This is a genomic window from Pseudoalteromonas sp. DL2-H2.2, assembly GCF_021532535.1.
GTDB lineage: Bacteria > Pseudomonadota > Gammaproteobacteria > Enterobacterales > Alteromonadaceae > Pseudoalteromonas > Pseudoalteromonas rubra_A.
Map to the genome: position 1 here is coordinate 16709 of NZ_JAKGBD010000012.1, position 22370 is coordinate 39078.

Sequence of the window (22370 nt, forward strand, 5' to 3'; positions counted from 1 at the left end):
ATTATGAATCTGAATCAAGTGCGTCGTCAGTTTCCTGCCCTGATGCAGCAAGTCGCAGGTCGCTCTCCTATTTTCCTGGATGGCCCGGGCGGCTCTCAGGTGCCACAGTCTGTGCTAAGTGCCATGTCTGCATACCTTGGGTACTTTAACTCAAACCTGGGCGGGGCGTTTTTCTCCAGCGATAAAACTGTCGAGCTGATGAACAATGCGCGTCAGGCGGTGGCGGATTTACTCAATGCCCCGGCCAAAGAGCAGGTTGTGTTTGGTGCCAACATGACCAGTCTGACCTTTAGCTTTAGCCGCGCGATTTCCCGCGACTGGCAGGCGGGTGATGAAGTGATAGTCACCAACGCCGACCATTTCTCGAACGTGTCGTCATGGCGTCAGGCTGCCGAAGACAAAGGCGCAAGTGTGCATGCGGTGAAAATAAATGAAGCCGACTGTACGCTGGATATGGATCATTTTCGTAGCCTGTTGAGCAGCAAGACCAAGCTGGTGGCGGTGACTTATGCGTCGAACACCACAGGCTCTATTAATGACATAAAGCAGATCGTTGAGCTGGCGCACCAGGTGGGTGCTCTGGTGTATGTTGATGCGGTGCACTATGCGCCCCATGAGCTGATCGATGTGCAGGCACTGGACTGTGATTTTCTGGCATGTTCTGTCTATAAGTTCTTTGGTCCGCACGTGGGTGTGGTTTACGGTAAAATGGCCCACCTAGCTGGCTTTACGCCTTACAAAGTAGAACCGGCCAAAGACGTGGTACCGGGCCGCTGGGAAACCGGGACTCAGAGCTTTGAAGGCCTGGCGGGTGTGGTGGCGGCCATTGATTACATTGCATCTCTGAGCGGTTTGCCAGAAGATACGCCACGACGTGAGCGTCTGAGCGTCGCATTTGCCAACACCAAGGCCCATGAAATGGCGTTAAGTGCGCACTTTTTGTCGCGTTTGCAAGCGTTCCCGCAGATCCGCTTATATGGTATCGCAGACACAGAGCGTCTGGCTGAGCGCACACCGACCTTTGCATTGACCTTTGATGGCATTGCGCCGCGCGCGGTGTCTGAATACCTGGGCAAGCACCATATTTGTGTCTGGGATGGTAACTTCTATGCGCAGGGGTTGTGCGAGCAGCTTGGCGTGATGGAAAGCGGCGGTGTAGTGCGGATTGGCTGTATGCACTATAACACCATCGAAGAGCTGGACGTTCTGTTCGGTCACTTCGAAACGTTACTGGCACAGTAATCATAAAAAAGGCGTCTGGTTAGACGCCTTTTTTAATACAGCTCCCCATTAGCAGCCATACTGAGGCTTGTTACTGACACAGCCCAGATAGCTCATACAGTACCAGGCAGGTTGCGTATGTGGGCAGGTTGCAGGGGCCAGGCTGTTACCGCCGGCAATGTCTTGTGTCTGCTTGTTATTCAGGGGGATAGAATTGAGTTGCTTGATAGATTTTTTCGATAGGGTTAGTTTCATGGTCCTGTCCTTAAGTGTTGTTTTAACAGGTCCATCATATTAGTATTTAGTCAAAGTTGACAATTGAGAAAATTTTAACCAATTATATTTGTCCAACGTGGATCTGTAACTAAAGGCTCACTCTCATTATAAATGATCTTCAATATAATGATTGAGCTGGCCTATCCGGGCGCTCATGCCCTCGATGATCTTATCCTTAATTTTCTCTCTGATCACATTCGGCAGGCGTGTCAGGGCATCGGGTGTAATGGCCAGTAAGATGGTATCTTTGCGTGCCAGCGCGCTGGTGCTGCGCTCCCTGTGAGTGATAAAGGCGCCTTCTCCAAGAAACTCACCCGGACCGACCCGGCCAATGGCATGATGTTGATCCTGAGTATAGATAGACAGCTCGCCGCTGAGCACAATATAGAGTCGGTTATCTTTGTCAAAGCGCCGAAATGCATGCTTATCCTGACTGACCAGGTAAAGGTGGCTGAATGACTCGAGCAACACCTGGCGCTCAGACAGTGTAAATTCTTTAAAAAAGCTCAGTCTGTTGAGTATTTCCAACTGTTTTATCAGCGGGATATGCTCCAGTAATTTCATTATTCAGTGCGCGATAGGATCAAGATGACTGCATAGTGCTTGCTTTTTAAGGTGGGGTCAAGGGACAAGCGCGTGGCGTAAGCCACCGGGTTGAGTCCCGGCGGCCAGGCATGTATTTAGCAGTTTGGATCATAAGGTGAAGTAGGGCAGGTTAGCCCCTGGTAGGTCATACATCCCTTGTTATAGGGGGAGCTGGCATACTGGCCGCCCGCGGCCTGTGGCGTTAACTCCTGCGCCAGCGGAGTTTTGTTGTTTAAGCGTTTGAGTGATTTTTTCTGTAATGTGATTTTCATAGTCGTTCCTTAAATATTGGGTTTTTTTGTGCAACGGCACTTTCTCAAAATACGATTTCCAGCTTTCAGGAACAAGTGATGATTTTTCATACAGGTGGCTGTGTACTCAGGTAAAGTTACGCTCCTTCAGTTTGCGGGTCAGGGTGTTGCGACCCCAACCGATTTTCAGGGCGGCTTCTTGTTTATGGCCATGGCATACAGCGAGCGCCGTTTTTATTAAGCGGGTTTCGAGCTGGGCCTGTACCTGAGGCCAGATGTCTTCTTTACCCTGATGCAGCTCCTGCTCCAGCCAATGCTGAAAGGCGTCGAGCCAGTCACCTTCAATGGCTTCGCTCGTGGCGGCTTTGAGCGGTTGATTCAGCTCCTCTGGCAGATCTGCGACATTGATAACATCGCCCGGGGCCATTACAGTTAACCAGCGGCAGCTGTTCTCAAGTTGACGCACATTGCCAGGCCAGTGAAATGCCTGCATCACAGTGAGCGCCTCTGGCGTCAGTATCTTGCAGGGCACTTTCAACTCTTTGGCACTGCGGGCGAGAAAGTTTTCACTCAGTTTGGCAATGTCTTCCCGGCGTTCCCGCAAAGGAGGGAGCTTAAGACGAACAACGTTCAGGCGGTGGAATAAGTCTTCACGAAACTCACCCTGTTCAACCAGGCGCTCCAGATCCTGATGCGTAGCCGCAATGATCCGCACGTCGACCTTCACACTGTGATGACCGCCCACCCGATAAAATTCGCCGTCTGCCAGCACCCGTAATAAGCGGGTTTGCACATCCAGTGGCATGTCGCCTATTTCATCCAGAAATAAGGTGCCACCATTGGCCTGCTCGAAGCGTCCGCGACGAATGCTGTCAGCACCCGTAAAGGCGCCTTTTTCGTGACCAAACAATTCCGATTCGACCAGATCTTTGGGAATGGCCGCCATATTCAGTGCGATAAATGGCTGCTCACGACGCGGACTGTGATTGTGCAGCGCTCCCGCAACCAGCTCTTTACCCGTGCCCGACTCGCCATTGATCAGCACACTCATGCTGGAGACGGAGAGTTTACCGATCGCCCGGAAAACCTCCTGCATAGCCGGAGCTTCTCCGATAATATCGGGCTGTTTGCCATTGCTGCTGGGGCGTTTGGCTTTGTTATTTTGCGAACTGGCCTGATAGGCGCGCTCCACCAGGGAGACGGCTTCATCCAGGTCAAATGGCTTGGCCAGATATTCAAAGGCGCCCTTTTGAAACGCATTGACAGCAGAGTCCAGATCGGAGTGGGCCGTCATGATGATCACCGGCAGGTTAGGGTGCTGTTCGGCAATCTCTTCCAGCAAGGCCATGCCATCTATGCCCGGCATTCTGACATCAGAGATCAACACGGCAGGCTGATCATAGGTCAGTGCGGTGAGCACATCCTGGCCGTTAGAGAAACTCTCAGTTTGAAAGTCTGCGCGGGCCAGCGCTTTTTCCAGTACAAAGCGAATAGATGCATCATCATCGACAAGCCAAACATTTTTCATGGTGTGATCCCACTTCTTAAACTAGGTTACGAACACACGTCTGTAAGACGTGTTTATGCTTCAAAGGGCAGGTAGATAGCAAACTCGGTATGGCCGGGCCAGCTGTCGCAATCAATAAAGCCATGATGCTGCTCGACCAGTGTCTGGGCAATCGATAAACCCAGCCCAGAGCCGCCTTCCTTATTGGTGACCATTGGGTAAAACAAGGTGGCTTGCATTTCCTGCGCAATACCCGGCCCGTTATCGGTGACCCGGATCTGTAAGGCTTTTTTCATCAGTTGCTTGCCGCGTCTTACCCGGTGACGGATCCGGGTAGATACTTTTATCTCGCCTTGTTCACCCAGCGCTTGCTGTGCGTTGCGAATAATATTGAGTACGACCTGCTGGATCTTGGCTTCGTCCATTATCACATCCGGGATGCTGGGGTCGTAGTCTTTGACCAGATGGATCCCGGGGGCACCATCGAGTTCACTCAGTCGGATCACGGATTCCAGCATGCGATGGACGTTACAGGGCTCCTTTCTGGGTAACTCATTGGGGCCCAGTAGTCTGTCCACCAGTTCGGTCAGGCGGTCGGCCTGTTCAATGATTAACTCTGCGCACTCGTCACGTTCTTCCTGCTGCACTTCGTACTGCAATAATTGCGCCGCTCCTCTGATCCCGCCGAGTGGATTTTTGATTTCATGTGCCAGTCCACGGATCAGGTTGCGGGCAGCCTGATATTGATGGGCCTGATTAAAGGCCTGATCGAAGCGCAGCTCCTCATCGATACGGCGACACTCAAGCTGAATAAACGCCCGACCCTCAAACATAAAACGCCGTGCAAACAGGTTCAATGTGCTGGCGCGGTTATCGATGAACACCACGTCTACCTTGTGCTGCTGGCAGTCGACGCCATCGTCCAGTACATAACGCTGGAGCCGTTTCATGTCGATCATGTGGTGATGAAAAATCGCTTCAAAAGGTTGGTTCAGTAAGCGTTTGCTGCCCAGCCCAAGCAGTTCGCTGGCACTGTTGTTGGCAAAATAAATGGTCAGATCTTCGGTTAGTAAGATCACTGCAGTGGAGAGATTTTGCCATAACTCGTGTATTAATTCAGAGGCGGGTTGTGCCATATTGGATCACCTTGCACCAAGTTGGTGCACAGCAGATTAGCACACCTGTTATTATAATCAACGGTTGAGCAGGCTGGCGCGGTGCAGGAAAAAGGTGGTTACTGCACTTTGGGCAACCAGCATGCCTTTGTCATCAAAAACCTTCATTTGCAATTTGTGTTCCCCCCTGGGCACATCACGCAAGGCAAATGACGCCGAGGTTTGTTTTGGACCAGCAGGCTTGCCATCAAGAAACAGCTGAACCTGAAAACCATTGGCAAATCGGGGGGTCACTAACCCACTCACATAAACGCTGCCACTGTTTTCCCGCAGTGTTTGCTGATCGCTGGGGGCGGTAATTTTTGCCTTATAGGTCACCACAGGCGTTGTCGGATTGGGGGTCAGAATGCTGGTATCCGTGGCCGGCATGGTGAGCATATTGGTGCTGAGTTTGACTTTCTCAGAGCCCTTTTTCGGCACATCGGAGTATACCCAATTGCCGTTTTTGTCTTTCCAGCGGTAGACCTTTTGATCCGATACAGCGCTGCCGCTGTACACCAAACACAGAATCACCCAATAAAGCCGCAACACAATTTCACCTTGCTCAAAAGACGCACATGACCAGCTATAACTTTAGTGCTTTTAGCGCAAGTTTACCATTGCACTGATACGAAAAAAGCCCGCAACGCGGGCTTGAGAACACATATGATTTAAGAGCGCAGAGTCAGCCTGTTCTTTCACCGAGCAGCTGCCTGGCCGGTGAGCGAATACGGCTTAATTAAGCATTCCGGGCTGCGCAGTGCACAAGCCTTATCAGCCTGTACACACCAGAACACAGAAAATCAGCTTATACGCTGTAGTACATTTCGAACTCAACCGGGTGAGTTGTCATGTTCAGCTTCTCAACTTCCTGAGATTTCAATCCGATGTATGCATCAATCAGGTCGTCAGTGAATACACCGCCCTGAGTCAGGAACTCACGGTCTGCATCCAGAGAATCCAGTGCTTCTTGCAGTGATGAGGCAACTGTCGGGATCTCTGCAGCTTCTTCCGCTGGCAGGTCATATAAGTCTTTGTCCATCGCATCGCCAGGGTGGATCTTGTTTTTGATACCATCAAGGCCAGCCATCAGCATGGCAGAGAACGCCAGGTAAGGGTTCGCAGTAGGATCCGGGAAGCGTACTTCAATACGACGTGCTTTTTCAGACGGTACAACCGGGATGCGGATAGACGCTGAACGGTTACGTGCTGAGTAAGCCAGCATAACAGGTGCTTCGAAGCCAGGTACCAGGCGCTTGTACGAGTTGGTAGAAGCGTTTGCAAATGCGTTGATAGCTTTAGCGTGCTTGATGATACCACCGATATAGTAAAGCGCTTCTTCAGACAGACCGCCGTACTTGTCGCCAGCAAAGATGTTTTTGCCATCTTTACCCAGTGACTGGTGACAGTGCATACCAGAACCGTTGTCGCCTACCACAGGCTTAGGCATAAAGGTCGCTGTCTTGCCATACAGGTGCGCCATGTTGTGGATAACGTATTTCATTTCCTGAATTTCGTCAGCCTTGATCACCATAGTATTAAAGCGTGTTGCGATCTCGTTCTGACCGGCAGTGGCTACTTCGTGGTGGTGCGCTTCAACAACCTGACCCATTTCTTCCAGAACCAGACAGGTCGCACTACGCCAGTCACCTGATGAATCTACCGGTGCAACCGGGAAGTAACCGCCTTTTACGCCTGGACGGTGACCCATGTTGCCTTCTTCATAGCTTCTGTCTGAGTTCCAGCTTGCTTCCTGGGCATCAATTTTGTACATAGAGCCAGACATGTCTGTTTTGAACTTCACGTCGTCAAACAGGAAGAACTCAGGCTCAGGGCCGAACAGTACGGTGTCCGCAATACCAGTAGAGCGCATGTAGTCTTCTGCACGCTTAGCAACAGAACGCGGGTCACGTTCGTAACCTTGCATGGTTGATGGCTCAAGTACGTCACAACGTACGATCAGCGTGGTTTCTTCTGAGAAAGGGTCTAGCTTAGCGGTAGAGGCATCTGGCATCAGGACCATGTCTGATTCGTTAATGCCTTTCCAGCCTGCGATTGACGAGCCGTCGAACATCTTGCCGTCTTCAAAGAAGTCTTCATCGGCCTGGTGATGAGGAATAGAAACGTGTTGCTCTTTACCTTTGGTATCCGTGAAACGTAAATCAACGAATTTAACGTCGTGTTCTTTAATAAGGTCTAAAACCGATTGTGACATGTGTCCTCCGACTCGTAGGGTTATTTTTTGTTGCAGTGCTCTGCATTTGCGCACTACTAAGCGTTATTCGTGCCAGTTTTTATAATGCATTATTAATCAATAGTTTATTTTTATCTGTAACATATGGAACCTCAATGCGCACCAAGTTGGTGCGCGTTGATATTGGAATTCGCACCACCCTGGTGCGCTGCGCAATGGTTTCAATGTAGCACATGGCTGTGACTGTGGAGCGATAAAACAGCATACTTTAGTTATTTCACGGGTTGGGCTGTAAAAAAAAGCTGGATAAACTTTCATCTGTCACATTATTAGGGGATAATACGCGACCTTTAATTGTGGATCGGCATCTTAGGTGCGCATTTTTGCGCGATTCGACTAGGATCACTGAGGGCCAACTTCTCTGAGTAAAAATATGAGCATTGAAAAGTTAAGAAATATCGCGATCATCGCGCACGTTGACCATGGTAAAACTACCCTAGTCGATAAGCTGCTAGAACAATCTGGCACATTAGAGACACGCGGTGGCAACGAAGAGCGTGTCATGGACTCGAATGATATTGAAAAAGAGCGTGGCATCACCATCCTGGCGAAAAACACCGCCATCGAGTGGAACGATTACCACATCAATATCGTAGACACCCCGGGACACGCCGACTTTGGTGGTGAGGTAGAGCGTGTACTTTCAATGGTTGACTCAGTATTGCTACTGGTTGATGCCCAGGAAGGTCCGATGCCGCAAACGCGTTTCGTAACGCAAAAAGCATTCGCACTGGGTCTGAAGCCTATCGTTGTTATCAACAAGATCGACAAGCCAGGTGCACGCCCTGACTGGGTAATGGATCAGGTATTTGACCTGTTCGACAACCTGGGCGCGACTGATGAGCAGCTTGACTTCCAGGTTATCTACGCATCTGCTATCAATGGTTGGGCGACGCTTGACCTGGATGAGTCGTCAGACAACATGCAGCCAATGTTCGAAGCGATTGTTGAGCAGGTAGAAAAGCCAGACGCAGATCCGGAAGGCGCGTTCCAGATGCAGATCTCTCAGCTGGACTACAACTCTTACATCGGTGTAATCGGTGTAGGCCGTATCAAGCGTGGTACAGTGAAAGTAAACCAGCAAGTCACTATCGTTGGTGCTGACGGCTCAACACGTAACGGTAAAGTAGGTCAGGTTCTGACTTATTTAGGCCTTGACCGTCATGAAGCGCAAGAAGCACAGGCTGGCGATATCATCGCTATCACAGGTCTGGGTGAGCTGAAAATCTCTGACACTGTGTGTGATGTCAATGCGGTTGAAGCGCTACCTGCGCTGTCTGTTGATGAGCCTACGGTAACCATGACCTTCTCTGTAAACACGTCACCGTTCTCAGGTCAGGAAGGTAAATTCGTTACTTCACGTAACATCCTTGAGCGTCTTCAGGCTGAACTGGTACACAACGTTGCACTGCGCGTTGAAGAAACCGACAACCCGGACAGCTTCCGCGTATCAGGTCGTGGTGAACTGCACTTAGGTATTCTGATTGAAAACATGCGTCGTGAAGGTTACGAGCTGGCGGTATCTCGTCCAGAGGTAATCCTGCGCGAAGTAGATGGTCAGCTGGAAGAACCGTACGAGACAGTAACGGTTGACGTTGAAGAAGAGCACCAGGGTTCTATCATGGAGCAACTGGGCCTGCGTAAAGCAGAAATGACCGACATGGCACCAGATGGTAAAGGCCGTATCCGTATGGACTTCATCATGCCTTCTCGTGGTCTGATCGGTTTCCAGACTGACTTCATGACACTGACTTCAGGTTCAGGTCTGATGTACCACACGTTCGATCACTACGGCCCACACAAAGGCGGTAACATTGGTCAACGTAAGAACGGTGTACTGATCGCAAACGCAGCGGGTAAAGCGCTAACTAACGCCCTGTTCAACCTGCAAGACCGTGGTAAGCTGTTCATCGGTCACGGTGTTGAAGTATACGAAGGTATGATCATCGGTATTCACGCACGTGACAACGACCTGACAGTTAACGCCCTGAAAGGTAAGCAGCTGACTAACGTACGTGCATCGGGTACTGACGAAGCACAGAACCTGGTTCCGCCTATCATCATGACACTTGAGCAAGCGCTTGAGTTTATCGATGATGATGAGCTGGTAGAAGTCACACCAGAAAGCATCCGTATTCGTAAGAAGCTACTGACTGAAAGCGAGCGTAAGCGCGCAAGCCGTCAGGCCAAGTAATTACTGTCGAATACAAAAAACGCCGCATTTGCGGCGTTTTTTTGTTGCTGTAGTTGGCGAGATCAGAATAGCCCATAGGCTTCTGTTTCTTCCGGTTCATAGTCTTGTAAGTGATCCGGACGGAAAATGGCGCTGGGGTCGAGCACCAGGCTGTGATGCTCTCCCTGTTTAATCAGCCCTTTCATCATTTTGCGGGTTTGCGGGTCAATCTCAAAACCCATACTGGTCATTTCATGCAGAGACTTGATGTCCGACTCATCGCAGTGAATATTGTCTTCGACCTGATCGACCAGCAGCCCAATGTGTGGCCGCTGCCCATCTTGGGTGGTAAATACGATGATGGGTTTGTGGTCGAGGATGATCTGATCCCGGGCTGATTCAAACAGGCGGATCAGCTTCATAAAGGTGGTTGCTTTTTCTTTTTCCAGCAATCGCAGGGCCTCATCTTTATCACCCTTGGCATTGAGGGTGAGCAGCTTGTCGGCGAGCGCGTGGAGCTTATTATGGGGCTCCTCAAAGCGTGCCAACAGTGTGCGTAAGTCGTCATTGTCGGTTTTAAAGCTGTAGTACCACTTGCCAAAAGCGCATTGCTTGGGATCTTTGGCTTGGGTAAAAGGCTGATCGTTATAGATGCTGCGTTCCAGCTCTGCGAGCCAGGCTTTGTGATCTTGCTCGCGCTCTTGCAACATAGTGACCATAGACTTGTTTATGTCGTAGGACGATTGGTTATTCAATATCAAACCGAGGTCGAAAATAGGCGTCGGTGTGCCCATATAATCTTTTACCCCCATAAAACTGGGGTTGTCGTTGGGCAAAGAGGTAAGGTTGCCTTCATAGCGCTCCGTCAGCAGGATATCCAGTATCTTTAGTGAAATGGTTTTTTTCCCTACCCGAAAATTGATTAAGTCCATGTCTGCCTCTGTACGTTAACGTTATGCCCTAAGCATAGACATTATTGAAAATAAGATCGATACACACGGGGTTTATTCTCCGTGCCTGTGAGCCCAAAAATAGCCCTGATCACCGGGTCTTTTTTTAGCACCTGTTGCATTGCGCCACTCAGGCATGCACGTTGGACAGGTTGTGGGCAGTAGTTGAGCGCTGAGATAAAAATGGCGGCGTTAAGAAAGCCCTCAAAGATCTGCGGGCTGACAGCCAGTGTATGTTTGGCAGCCAGAGTGCGAAATAAATCACACAGCTGTGCCTTGCACTCATTCGGGTTGGGCACAACTTCGCTTATCATCAGCGTGGGTTGACTGGTCAGCTTGGCAAACAGTGCACTGGACGAAGTGAAAGACACCCCGGTAAAGGTGCCTTTAAACCCCCGGTGCATGGCTTTGTCGATAAACACCGAAAGAGGTTGGTAAGTGCCAATCATCGCCACAGCCGTCACTTCATTGCGCATGATCGCCTTGAGGGCCTTGTTGATATCGGCACTGTTGCGGCGAAAACGCGCCGTGACTTTGGGGGAGAGGCCGCGTGCGTTCAGTGCCTGGCGAAAACTTTTCTCCAGAGTCAGGCCAAACTCGTCGGCCTGGATCAGCAGAGCAATGGCTTTGTGTCCTTGTTCATCAACCAGGTAACGGACCTGTTCAGTGGCTTCATCCATATAGCTGGCGCGCCAGTTAAACACTGGATAAGGTGTGTCGTGGCGCAAAAAGTCCGCACCGGTAAAAGGCATTAAAAATGGCAGTTGATGGTGCGTCAGAATAGCCTGGATGGCATGGGCGGTGGGCGTGCCCATGTTACCAAACAGGGCCAGTACCTTATGCTGCTCAATCAGATAACGGGTGTTGATGACGGTACGGCTGGGTTCGTAGCCGTCATCCAGCACCATCAGTGAAACCGGTTGGTGAGATTTGCCTGGTCGGGCGTTGGCATAATCAAAGTACAGCTGTGCCCCTTGCCTGAGTTGCTGACCAATGTCTTTGGCCGGGCCAGTCAGTGCGACTGACATGCCGAGCCTGAGCTCGTCATCGGCGATAAGCTCAGGGCTGCCCAGCAGGGCAATACAGCAACTCAGGGTTGAGATTAATTTCAGCATGTACTTCCGTCACTATTGACCGCAATGCGGTTTGTCGTTGTTTTTTTGTAGCCAGACTTACAGTATATTCTAATACTTTTGGCGGGTGACGTTGTAATAATAGCCGAATCGTTGTGACTTGGGAACTGGCTGATAATCGGTCCAGAAGCGATGGGTGACAGCGGATCAATTCGTGGAGCAGGGCCGCTATCTGCTGCTCTCCCGCCGGGGCACTGGCAAAGTAGGCCAGTTGTTGTAATAACAAGGCGTCGGGCGTGTTGTGCGGCAGGGTTTTACACAGTTCAGTAACCAAAGCGCAGGGGAAGTCGCGATACAACTCGCTCAGCTGATTAAACCACAGGTGTTTAAACCAGAGTTGCAGTGGCTCCAGCGCGATTGAGTCAGTCACCGGCTTGATCACCAACACGGCAAATTCACCACTGGCTTTGTCCTGCTTAAACCCCAGTTTAACGGGACGGTACTGGTGGTGTTGCCAAAATCTGAGTAACTGTGCGTTACAGCCAAAACTGCTGCCGAAGTAATCTACCTGGCCGCTGAGCTGTTGCTCGGCAAAGCATAACAGCTGACTACCAATGCGTTCTCCCTGTTGCTGTGGTGACACCGCAATCCGCACAACGCGGGCACCAAGGCGCTGAGCAAGTGCCGGGTTGCCGGTCAGTTGTGCAAGCTGCTGCGCCATTAAATGCCCGGCCGGGCGGCGTGTTGTTGCGGCTATATCCTGGCTGAGTTGCGCATCAAAACCGCCTTCCAGCTTGAGCAGGCACACCGCCACCACACAACCTTGCTGACGAACAAGGTATAAGCGATTGTGCGGACTGTCGAGCAGCTGGCGCAGATCGTTCACTGAGGTTTGATAATGTGCCAGCACCAGCAGGGCAAAAACCTGAGACAGGGTCTCTTCATCCGTTGCCAGTTGTGCGCCTGTCAGCGATTCGAATAGCAGTGGTGCCGACGGTGCTGTTGGTTTTTGATAGTCACAATCCAGGGCAAACAGCTGGCGTAACCGGGCTTCAAGCGGATCTTGCTCGCTGTAGCGGATCGGTTGACTGAGAGATAAGCTCAGGCGCTGCGGATGGGTGTGCTCAAGCTGTCTGGCAAAGCGCAGCGTATAGCCCCGGCCATTGCCTTCATAGCCAATCAGGGTGCTGGAAAACACCACTTTAGGGTACGCATTCAACAGCGACATCAGCATGGGCACGGGGATCGCTGCGGCCTCATCAACCAGTAACACATCACAGTCAGGGCGCTGTGCAAGTAGCTGATCGGGCGGCATAAAGCGCAGGTTTGCAAGCTGGTTAAGCTTATCGGTGACCTGCTCATCCAGTGCCGCGCCAAGATGAACAAAACTGTTGTGCACCGCGCGGCGCTGCTGCGCGCATAAAATAAAGCTTAGCGCTGGCAGGTCTGCGGCTAGTTTGCCCAATAACGAAGACTTGCCCCGACCACGGTCGGCGCTGAGTAACACCGGCCCGGGTGCAGGCTGCGTTAAGTGTTCCGTCAGCTGGATGAGCGCGTTGTGTTGCTCGCGGGTGTCGAGTGTCGCGCGCGGCGCGTTGTAGTGCTGTGGCAGTAAATCGCCCTGTGCCTGGCTGATCTGCCACACTGAGTTGCTGCCTAGCAGGCGCTGCCAGCGCTGCAAGTAGGGGCTGGATTGTGCGGTTTCGTTATAAGACAGCCAACGTTCCAGTGCCGGATCGCACCAGCTATGCCATTGAGATAAGTCCGGAGCAAGTAAAATCAACAGGCCGCCAGCTTGCACTGTGCCTGCGGCGGCAGCCAGCTTATTCGGTAGCAAACCGCTGTAGAGGTCGTAAACGACGCTGGAATACTCCTGGCCCAGCACCTGATGCAGATGTTCCGGCCAGCAGGCACCTGGCAGCTCTGTGTGCTGACTCAATATCAGTGTCGAGTCAGCCAGGGTGGGAAACAGGCGCTGCACTTCTTTGTAAGTCCAGTGCTGCTCGCCGCTGATCAGCAACAGCTGACGATGTCTGGCCTGCTTGAGTTGGGTAAGCAGGCGCGCCAGCTTAGAGTGCTTGCAGTCTGGCATAGGCAGTGACCAACCACTTGCTGCCGACATCGTCAAAGTTCACCTGAATACGTGACTGTGCGCCGCTGCCTTCGTAATTGAGTACCGTGCCGGCCCCAAATTTGGCATGTAATACGCGCTGGCCCAGGCTGAAGCCACTGTCTTCAAACGCGGCATGGCTCACCGAGCCGCTGAAACGACCACTGGGGGCCGGGCGTGACACTTGCGTCTTAATGCGAATTTCTTCCAGGCAGTCTTCGGGGATCTCGCGTAAAAAGCGCGACGGGCTGTGGTATTTTTCCTGGCCATAGAGGCGGCGGCTTTCCGCATGACTGATATAGAGCTTTTCCATTGCCCGAGTCATGCCCACGTAACACAGACGACGTTCTTCTTCAAGGCGGCCGGATTCTTCATGGCTTTGTTGTGACGGGAACATGCCTTCTTCTACGCCCACCATAAAGACCAGTGGGAACTCCAGACCCTTGGCCGAGTGCAGCGTCATCATCTGTACCGCATCTTCGTGTTCGTCAGCCTGACCTTCGCCAGACTCCAGCGAGGTATAGGCTAAAAACCCTTGCAGTGGTGAGGTGAACTCTTCTTCAACCGGCAATTCAAACTGACCGCAGGCGTTGATCAATTCCTCAAGGTTTTCGACCCGGGCACGGCCTTTTTCGCCTTTTTCGGCCTGATACATGGCCAGCAGACCCGACAGTTCTATGGTGGTTTTGGCTTGCTCGGCCAGCTCCAGTTCCATCAGCTTGTCGTCGAGCTGTTCAACTAACTCAATAAAGCGGCGAATAGCGGTGGCGGCGCGTCCGGCCAGGTGGCCCTGTTCCAGCACCGCTTTGGCGGCATACCACAGAGGCAGCGACTCAGCGCGGGCACAGTCGCGGATATGACTCAGGGTTTTGTCGCCAATGCCACGGGCAGGAGTGTTGATCACCCGCTCAAAGGCCGCATCGTCGTTGCGATTGCTGATCAGACGCAGATAAGACAGGGCATCTTTGATCTCCTGACGCTCGAAAAAGCGCATGCCACCGTAAATGCGGTACTTCAGACCTTCCTGTAACAGCGCTTCTTCCAGCACCCGCGACTGGGCATTACTGCGATAAAGCACGGCGCAATCGCTCAGTGCGTTGCCGCCTTGCAGCCAGGATTTCACTTTACTGACCATAAAGCGGGCTTCATCCAGCTCATTAAACGCCGCATAGACGGAGATAGGCTCGCCCTGATTGCCATCGGTCCAGAGGCTCTTACCCATGCGCTCGGCGTTGTTCTGGATCAGCGCATTGGAGGCTTTCAGTATGGTGCCGGTAGAGCGATAGTTTTGCTCCAGACGAATGGTTTGCGCATCAAAGTCGGTCAAAAAGCGTTTGATATTTTCAATCCGTGCACCGCGCCAGCCATAAATACTCTGGTCGTCATCGCCCACGATCATAATGTTGCTGTCGCTGCCCGCCAGCAGTTTTAGCCACAAATACTGAATGCTGTTGGTATCCTGAAATTCGTCGACCAGCATATGGCGGAAGCGCTGCTGGTAATGACGCAGTAGCGTGGGGTTTTGTTGCAGTACTTCGTAGCAGCGCAGCAAAATTTCGGCAAAGTCGACCAGTCCGGCGCGATCACAGGCGTCCTGATAGGCGGTATACACCTGTAACATCAATTGTTCGTTGACGTCATAGGCGGTGATGTCTTTGGGGCGCTGACCTTCGTCTTTGCGTGCACTGATATACCAGCTGAGCTGCTTAGGTGGCCACTTTTTATCATCTATGTTCATCGACTTCAGCAGGCGTTTGATCATTCTAAGCTGGTCGTCAGAATCCAAAATCTGAAATGATTCTGGCAGATTGGCCTCGCGATGATGGGCGCGCAAGATACGATGGGCGAGTCCATGGAAGGTGCCGATCCACATGCCACCGACCGGATTTTGCAAGGTCTCTTCGACCCGGGTACGCATCTCTTTGGCGGCTTTGTTGGTAAAGGTTACGGCAAAAATACTGTACGCCGAGGCATGCTCAACCTGCATCAGCCAGGCGATGCGGTGCACCAGCACTCGAGTTTTGCCCGAGCCTGCGCCCGCCAATACCAGCATATTTTGCAGCGGTGCAGCCACCGCTTCACGTTGTTTGTCGTTTAAGCCATCAAGTAATTCTGATACGTCCATCTTTGCGCCCGTCGTCTTTATTCAGCGCAAAGTATACCTAGGGCAGGGCACAAAGCCCAGTTTGGTGCGGGTATTTTGCACGTAGTTAAAATTAACCACATGAAAAATATAAAGTTTAAATTATCACTTACCTGTTTTTATATACAGTTACTGATTAAGTACGTCTTTCAGTCTGCGCTGCATTTCTTCAACCAGGCGATCTGGCTGGAATTTTGACAAAAATACATCACAGCCGACTTTCTCGACCATGGCTTTGTTGAAGCTGCCGCTGAGCGAGGTGTTGAGCACAATATAGAGGTTCTTCAGGCGGCTGTCGTTGCGGATCTCATAGGTTAAGCGATACCCATCCATGACCGGCATCTCCGCATCGGTGATCACCGCCATCAGCTCCTGCTCAACATTGATGCCTTCATCGGCCCAATGTTGCAACAGTTTTAAGGCCTCATGACCATCGGTGGCGGGCAATACTTCAATGCCCAGCTGAGCCAAAGTATCCGACACCTGACGACGGGCAGTGGGAGAGTCATCCACATGCAAAATTTTGCGGCCCTGAAACTCATTGATGATGTTTTTATCCAGGATATTTTCAGGGATCACCACATTGTATTCGATGATCTCAGCCAGCACTTTTTCGACGTCGATGATTTCAACCAGCAGCTCCTGGTCACCCCGTTTCAGCTTAGTCAGTGCGGTTAAATAATGATTGCGACCAACAGAGCGCGGCGGCGGCATAATATCAGACCAGGTGGTGTTGACGATTTGGTCGACCTTGCCGACCAGAAAAGCCTGAATGGTGCGGTTGTATTCGGTGATCACCAGATTACTGTCGCTGTCGTATTCACAATGCGGCATGCAAATGGCCTGACGTAAATCGATCACCGGAATGGATTCACCCCGAATGGTAGTAACACCGGCTATCTTAGGATGGGCATTGGGCATCTTATTCAGGTGAGGCAGCTTAACGACTTCTTTGACTTTAAACACGTTGAGCGCGAACAGGTGTCGGCTGTGCAGATGGAACAGCAATAGCTCAAGGCGGTTTTCACCCACCAATTGTGTGCGTTGATCAACGGATGCTAATACTCCAGCCATAAAGCTACCCTAAGATACGTACCTTCTCTCAGTATATACTTATTAGATAATAAATTAACACTCTCTGTGCATACAATTTGCCCCCAACCAGATACAACAGGATGAAGCCGACAGGTTAGTGTTGTGCAGCGGGGTATCTCAGTTGCATAATCCTGATTATTCAGTATGGTAAATCAGAGACTTGCATTAAAGGAAGGACGATGCCTTTGTTATTTAAGCGTTTGCTGCTGGTATTGCAAACGCACATTGATCAGGCCAGCTGGCCCTTGATTGGACTGGCAACACTGCTGCACATGGGAGCGACCTGGGCGTTGCTGTGGCTGGCACAGGAGCATGCCTTACTGCCCGTCAGTACCTATATCTATTATTACGTGGTGACCACATCAACCGTGGGATATGGTGATTTTAGTGCCACGACGGAGCTGGGGCGCTGGGTGGTGGCTGTATTTCAAATCCCCCTGGGCCTGGCACTGTTTGGTATTTTGCTGGGTAAAGTGGGACAACTAATTACAATTTGGGTTAAAAGAGCAATGAAGGGCGATAAAGACTATTCACATCTGAGCGATCACATCATTATCTTCGGCTGGCATTCAACGCGTACAGAGCGCATGATCGAATATATTCTGGCTGACAACAAGCGTATCGCACGGCGTATTGTGCTCGCGGTCTGTGATGAGATGGAGCATCCGCTGTTGCGTTTTACTGAGGTAGATTTTGTCCGCCTGGTGAGTTTTACCGATGATCAGCAACTGGCGCGCACCGGACTGGCTTATGCGGATAAAATCATTGTTGATGGCCAGGATGATGACCAAACCTTTACTACGGCGTTAAAGCTCAGCCCCATGGTGAAAGACGCAGCGCACATCAGTGCCCATTTTAACGATGAAACCAAAGCTCAGTTGTTGCGCCAGCATTGTCGCAATGTGGAGTGCTCAACGGCTATGTCTGCCGAGATCCTGGTGCGCTCAATGCAAGACCCCGGTTCAAGCCGTATCCAGGAAGAACTGTTATCGACCCTGCATGGCGACACCCAGTTTAGCTTACAGCTACCATTATCGTTGGGCACCTTAACCTTTGGTCAGCTATTTTTATATTTTAAAGAGCATCATAATGCGACTTTGCTGGGCGTGGCACACGACCTCAGTGGTCGCGACATGGACTTAAACCCACCGCTGGATTATGCGCTGAAAGGAGGCGATGTATTGCATTACATTGCACCGCAGCGGGTACTTCATAGTGAGGTAAACTGGGAGCGAGTATGACCGACGAATTGATGTTACTGATGGGGGCACTCTGCCTGTATTTGCTGCCAATCGGACTGGTTGCAGGCAGCAAGCGCACCCGTGGCCATGAAAAAAATGGCTGGCTGATTGGTACCTTGCTGTTTTCCTGGCTGGCGCTGATCTTGTACTTTTCGATGATCCCCAAAGGGGGGAAACAGAAAAAACACCGCTGAAGGGGCTATGCGCTGGCCTGGCGGTGCTATTGAGCGCCGCCAAGCTGGCAGATGTGTGTCCACTCCGTTTCGGTAACGGGCATGATGGATAGTCGGCCGGCTTTTTTCAGCGCCAGCTCGGTGATGGCTGCATCGGCTTTAATTGCCTTAAGTGTCACAGGGCGTGTCAGATGTTGTTCATAGCGCAGTGTTACACCCACCCAGCGAGGGTTGCCCTGGCTGGACTTGGCATCATAATAATCACTGCTCAAGTCAAACTGGTGGGGATCGACCTCTGCGCCCTTAGTGACTGTGGCGATACCCACAACGGCCGGAACTTTACAGCTTGAGTGATAAATAAAGACCTGATCGCCCACTTTTACGTCGTCGCGCAGAAAGTTGCGTGCCTGATAATTGCGGATCCCTTCCCAGAACGTACTTTGCTCCGGGGCCTGATGCAGATCGTCAATGGAGAATGCGTCGGGTTCGGTTTTAAATAACCAGTATGCCATATCAATTACCTTGTCTTTGAAAGCAGGGAGTAAGTGTATCGCACTCTTGTCTGACGGGCTATGTGTTGGCCCCTCTCCTGGCTTAACCACCTGATTTACCATACGATGCCTCTTGTTACTTGCATAATAGTGTATAATTATGGGATCAGCTACGCAGTGAAAGAGGTGTGCAATGAGTCAGGCATTACAGGGGTTGCTGGATCTACTTCAGCTCGAAGAAATCGAACAAGGGATTTACCGAGGCCAAAGCCAGGATCTGGGCTTTCCGCAGGTGTTTGGTGGCCAGGTGATGGGGCAGGCCTTGTCGGCTGCAAAATACACCTTACCGGCTGGCCGTTATGTGCATTCGCTACATTCGTATTTTTTACGGCCGGGCGATGCCAGCAAACCCATAGTGTACGATGTTGAAAATATTCGCGACGGACGCAGTTTCAGCACTCGCCGGGTCAGCGCCATTCAGTACGGCAAACCCATTTTTTATATGACCGCTTCTTTTCAGGGCGACGAGCCCGGTTTGTCACACCAGTCTGAGATGCCTGATGTGCCTGCACCAGAGGCGCTGCGCTCTTCGCTGGAATTCTATCAGGATAAAGCGGATTTAATCCCAGAGCCGCTGCGCGCCAAGTTTACTCAGCCCATGCCGATTGAGATGCGTCCGGTGGAGTTTCACAACCCATTTCAGCCAGAGGTGATGGAGCCAACCCGGCATGTCTGGTTCAAAGCCAATGGGGCTATGCCCGACGACCGTCGTATCCATAATTATCTGCTGGCATATGCGTCGGATTTTGAATTTTTGCCGACTGCGTTGCAGCCACACGGGGTGTCATTTATGCAGCGGAATATGCAAGTGGCGACCATAGATCATGCAATGTGGTTCCACCGGCCATTCCGTATGGATGAATGGCTGCTCTACAGTGTAGACAGCCCCAGTGCCAGCAATGGCCGAGGTTTGGTCAGAGGGCAGTTCTTTAACCGCCAGGGCGAACTGGTGGCGTCGACCATTCAGGAAGGGGTAATGCGCCAGCGCGAAGCGCGCTGACGCATAAGGTTACAGCGTATCTCGGATAGACTGCCAGATCCGTGCTGGCAGCAGATCATTGAGGTGATTAGACAGCGTCGCCAAAGTCGGTGTGGCGTTAATGCTTTGCTTATCGGAAATACAGATAAACCCTTGCTCCTGCAACACACTGATCAGGTTGCTTTGCACTTTCTTATCAAAAAACTCCGGGCTCTTAATGCCGTGTAAGGTGCCCAGTCGTTTTGCCAGCACTTCACTCTCGCTCTCCAACGTGGCACGTGCAATCCCCTGTTCACGCAACAGCAGGCTGACGGTGATGGCGTAGCGCTCCAGCGTGAGGTGGATCACTTTGCCCAGCATTTCAAGCTGTGCCAGTGCCTTGTTGTCTTTGACGACCGTGGCAAGGTGGCCATCAAAGTCAATCAGGCCTTCCTGGGCAAAACTGTTCAGCACCGCTTCAATATAGCCATCGCGCAGGTCGTGCATAAACCACTCTTTGGCAAAAAGCGGGTAAAGGCTGCTGAGGCGTTCCCGACACTCAGTCACGGTCACGCTGTAACGGTTAAACAGCATTTGCGCAATCACACTGGGTACGGCAAACAAGTGCAATATATTGTTGCGGTAATAGTTAAACAGGGTGCGCTCTTTTTCCTTGATGGTGATGATCTCACCCAGCTCGTCTTCCAGTACGTCGAATTTATCCAGCATCAGCGCATGCTTTAGCAGGGCCTCTGCATCTTCATCCGGTGCCGTGACATTGGTGTCGTAAGGTGCCTGGTTTTGCAAACTGAGATAGAAGCGTAGCTGGGTTAGCAGCTTCTGTTTGCTCAGCGCGAACTGCTCATTACACAGCAGCACCATAGCCAGCAGGTTAATGGAATTGAGCGCCGCGCTGGCGTTAATGTTCGTCATGATCTGATCAGCGACCTGTGCCACCTGACCATTCAGCCATTGTGGTTTGGCACCTTCATCCTGGCCAATGGCATCGCGCCAGTCGGACTGATGTTCATTCAGGTACTGATTAAGGTGGATAGGCTCACCAAAGTTCAGATAGCCGCGGCCATAGTTTTTGAGGTTCTTAATGGCTTTAAAGACCCCGGCGACGGACTCATTCTTTTTGCTGCTGCCCGCTAACTCTTTAAGATAGGTGTTGATCTCCATCACATGCTCATAGCCGATATAGACCGGGACGATGGATATAGGCCTGTCGATACCGCGCAGCATCGACTGCATGGTCATGGCCAGCATGCCGGTTTTGGGTGGCAACAAGCGACCGGTGCGGCTGCGACCCCCTTCGGTGTAGAACTTAACGGAATAGCCTTTAATGAACAGCTGGGTCAGATACTCTTTAAAGATGGCGGAGTAGAGCTTGTTACCGGCAAAGGAGCGACGAATAAAGAACGCGCCACAACGGCGGAAGATCCCGCCGGCCGGGAAAAAGTTGAGATTGACCCCGGCGGCTATGTGCGGCGGCACCAGGCCCTGATGGTAAATCACATAGGTCAGCAACAGGTAATCCATGTGGCTGCGGTGGCAGGGCACATAAATGATCTCGTGACCTTTGTCGGCCAGCTCATGCACGCGTTCGGCATTTTTGACTTCAATACCGTTGTAGAGTTTGTTCCACAACCAGGTCAGTACGCGATCGCCCACGCGAACCATGGCTTCGGAATAGTTGGCGGCAACCTCTTCAAGTAACTCCAGCGCCTTTAAACGCGCCTCGTCATGGCTTAGCCCCTTGGACTTGGCTTCATCGGCGATGGCCCGTTTCACCGTGGGGGCAGCTAGCAGGGAGTTAAATAAGGCTTCGCGCGAAGGCAATTTAGGACCCGTCGCGGCCAGTTTCTGACGATGAAAGTGCACCCGTGCGACGCGCAGCAACTTATGAGGCAGTTCGTCGACGTCTGCTTTGTCAGTCATTAGCTGATCCAGCGCGATGGGCGCGGAAAAACGTACCAGGTTGTCGCGACCGGAAAACAGCACCACCATGGCCTTGCGCAACCAGCTGGGGGTCAGTGAATGGCTGAACAGAGTACCTAAGCCTGGCTTTTCTTTACCCGGGTTACGGCCCCACAGCACAGTTACCGGGATCACCTGCGCTTTGATGTCCGGGTGCGCCCGCAGAGCAGAGAAAATGGCTTTACCCTGCTCAATCGCGGTGCTTGGAGCGGGTGTTTTACTCAGCAAGGGCGTTGGATTTTTAATACCGATAAAGCGCGGCAGCGTTTTGCTGCCCAGCAATTGATCCTGCATCGGGCTGGGCAGCCCCAGCTTTTTACACATCGCATTCAGTGCCGCCAAGTCGGCCCGGGAATTGAGTCGGGCAACATAAAAGGTCGGTAAACTTGGGTCCAGATCGAACTGCGACACGGGGTCTGCCGGCAGCAGTTTGCTTCTGACCAGTAAACAGTTGGTCCATTGGGCCACTCGGTTGAGCCCCTGAGAAAGTAAGCGCATAGCGATACCAGATTCGTATTTTTGCTGTATAGAATATCAGGCTTTAACTGGACTGACCATTTGTGTCAGCACAATGACAAGGCCGATGTGTGCAATCCTCTGCGCAAAGTATAGCTGCCTTAATCGACTTATAATGTAGACGGGCCACAGGACAAATAATTTTGCAATAATTGTTGC

Annotated in this window: 19 protein-coding genes; 5 read left to right on the forward strand and 14 right to left on the reverse strand. The window is 51.6% G+C overall.

The genetic code is table 11. The features are described 5' to 3' along the window. The first annotated feature begins 3 nt into the window (after positions 1-3). On the forward strand, positions 4-1242 hold the full coding sequence (locus L1285_RS17960; protein ID WP_235413561.1) for a cysteine desulfurase-like protein: 1239 nt from the start codon (positions 4-6) through the stop codon (positions 1240-1242). A gap of 48 nt (positions 1243-1290) precedes the next feature. On the opposite strand, the gene L1285_RS17965 is transcribed toward L1285_RS17960, so the two are convergent. The 7 genes from L1285_RS17965 to glnA all read right to left on the reverse strand — a co-directional run bounded on the left by L1285_RS17965 (position 1291) and on the right by glnA (position 7209). Further along, the gene (locus L1285_RS17965; RefSeq protein WP_046004885.1) at positions 1291-1476 is read right to left on the reverse strand and encodes a hypothetical protein; all 186 of its coding nucleotides are present in this window, start codon (positions 1474-1476) and stop codon (positions 1291-1293) included. A 126-nt stretch (positions 1477-1602) separates the two neighbouring features. After that, positions 1603-2061 carry a cyclic nucleotide-binding domain-containing protein gene (locus L1285_RS17970; RefSeq protein WP_125720304.1) on the reverse strand — a complete coding sequence of 153 codons (459 nt, stop codon included), beginning with the start codon at positions 2059-2061 and terminating at the stop codon, positions 1603-1605. 116 nt (positions 2062-2177) lie between these two features. Further along, the gene (locus L1285_RS17975) at positions 2178-2354 is read right to left on the reverse strand and encodes a hypothetical protein (RefSeq protein ID WP_156158646.1); all 177 of its coding nucleotides are present in this window, start codon (positions 2352-2354) and stop codon (positions 2178-2180) included. Positions 2355-2460: 106 nt separating this feature from the next. Then, positions 2461-3861 (reverse strand): nitrogen regulation protein NR(I), encoded by a 1401-nt coding sequence (gene ntrC, locus L1285_RS17980; protein ID WP_046004887.1) that lies wholly within the window; start codon positions 3859-3861, stop codon positions 2461-2463. 53 nt (positions 3862-3914) lie between these two features. After that, on the reverse strand, positions 3915-4976 hold the full coding sequence (gene glnL / locus L1285_RS17985; protein WP_046004888.1) for a nitrogen regulation protein NR(II): 1062 nt from the start codon (positions 4974-4976) through the stop codon (positions 3915-3917). A gap of 57 nt (positions 4977-5033) precedes the next feature. Continuing rightward, positions 5034-5546 carry a DUF4124 domain-containing protein gene (locus L1285_RS17990; RefSeq protein ID WP_235413563.1) on the reverse strand — a complete coding sequence of 171 codons (513 nt, stop codon included), beginning with the start codon at positions 5544-5546 and terminating at the stop codon, positions 5034-5036. A gap of 256 nt (positions 5547-5802) precedes the next feature. Then, positions 5803-7209 (reverse strand): glutamate--ammonia ligase, encoded by a 1407-nt coding sequence (gene glnA, locus L1285_RS17995; protein WP_046004889.1) that lies wholly within the window; start codon positions 7207-7209, stop codon positions 5803-5805. Between the two features lie 412 nt (positions 7210-7621). Between glnA and typA the strand changes: the two genes are divergently transcribed. Next, on the forward strand, positions 7622-9442 hold the full coding sequence (gene typA / locus L1285_RS18000; protein WP_235413564.1) for a translational GTPase TypA: 1821 nt from the start codon (positions 7622-7624) through the stop codon (positions 9440-9442). Between the two features lie 62 nt (positions 9443-9504). Here typA and L1285_RS18005 read toward each other — a convergent pair whose 3' ends face one another. From L1285_RS18005 to L1285_RS18025, 5 genes are all read right to left on the reverse strand, one after another. Further along, a complete protein-coding gene (locus L1285_RS18005) occupies positions 9505-10353 on the reverse strand; it encodes a CZB domain-containing protein (RefSeq protein ID WP_235413566.1) in 849 nt (282 codons plus the stop codon). Between the two features lie 41 nt (positions 10354-10394). Further along, positions 10395-11486 carry an ABC transporter substrate-binding protein gene (locus L1285_RS18010; RefSeq protein ID WP_235413568.1) on the reverse strand — a complete coding sequence of 364 codons (1092 nt, stop codon included), beginning with the start codon at positions 11484-11486 and terminating at the stop codon, positions 10395-10397. Next, on the reverse strand, positions 11431-13566 hold the full coding sequence (locus L1285_RS18015) for a GNAT family N-acetyltransferase (RefSeq protein WP_235413570.1): 2136 nt from the start codon (positions 13564-13566) through the stop codon (positions 11431-11433). The genes L1285_RS18010 and L1285_RS18015 overlap by 56 nt, the downstream gene beginning before the upstream one ends. Continuing rightward, positions 13514-15679, reverse strand: coding sequence for a DNA helicase II (gene uvrD / locus L1285_RS18020; RefSeq protein WP_125720290.1), 2166 nt, complete (start codon positions 15677-15679; stop codon positions 13514-13516). Before uvrD ends, L1285_RS18015 begins: the two co-directional genes overlap by 53 nt. A 147-nt stretch (positions 15680-15826) precedes the next feature. Then, positions 15827-16771 (reverse strand): chemotaxis protein CheV, encoded by a 945-nt coding sequence (locus tag L1285_RS18025; RefSeq protein ID WP_046004893.1) that lies wholly within the window; start codon positions 16769-16771, stop codon positions 15827-15829. Between the two features lie 200 nt (positions 16772-16971). On the opposite strand from L1285_RS18025, the gene L1285_RS18030 reads away from it, so the two are divergent. After that, the gene (locus L1285_RS18030; protein ID WP_046004894.1) at positions 16972-18033 is read left to right on the forward strand and encodes a potassium channel protein; all 1062 of its coding nucleotides are present in this window, start codon (positions 16972-16974) and stop codon (positions 18031-18033) included. Then, entirely contained in the window at positions 18030-18227 is a 198-nt protein-coding gene (locus L1285_RS18035; RefSeq protein WP_046004895.1) for a hypothetical protein, read from the forward strand. Before L1285_RS18030 ends, L1285_RS18035 begins: the two co-directional genes overlap by 4 nt. A 26-nt stretch (positions 18228-18253) precedes the next feature. On the opposite strand, the gene L1285_RS18040 is transcribed toward L1285_RS18035, so the two are convergent. After that, complete coding sequence (locus tag L1285_RS18040) at positions 18254-18718, reverse strand: EVE domain-containing protein (RefSeq protein WP_235413572.1); 465 nt, start codon at positions 18716-18718, stop codon at positions 18254-18256. 172 nt (positions 18719-18890) lie between these two features. Here L1285_RS18040 and tesB point away from each other — a divergent pair, with 172 nt between their 5' ends. Next, a complete protein-coding gene (gene tesB, locus L1285_RS18045) occupies positions 18891-19757 on the forward strand; it encodes an acyl-CoA thioesterase II (RefSeq protein ID WP_046004897.1) in 867 nt (288 codons plus the stop codon). A gap of 9 nt (positions 19758-19766) precedes the next feature. On the opposite strand, the gene plsB is transcribed toward tesB, so the two are convergent. After that, positions 19767-22193, reverse strand: coding sequence for a glycerol-3-phosphate 1-O-acyltransferase PlsB (gene plsB, locus L1285_RS18050; RefSeq protein WP_235413573.1), 2427 nt, complete (start codon positions 22191-22193; stop codon positions 19767-19769). Between the last annotated feature and the right edge of the window lie 177 nt (positions 22194-22370).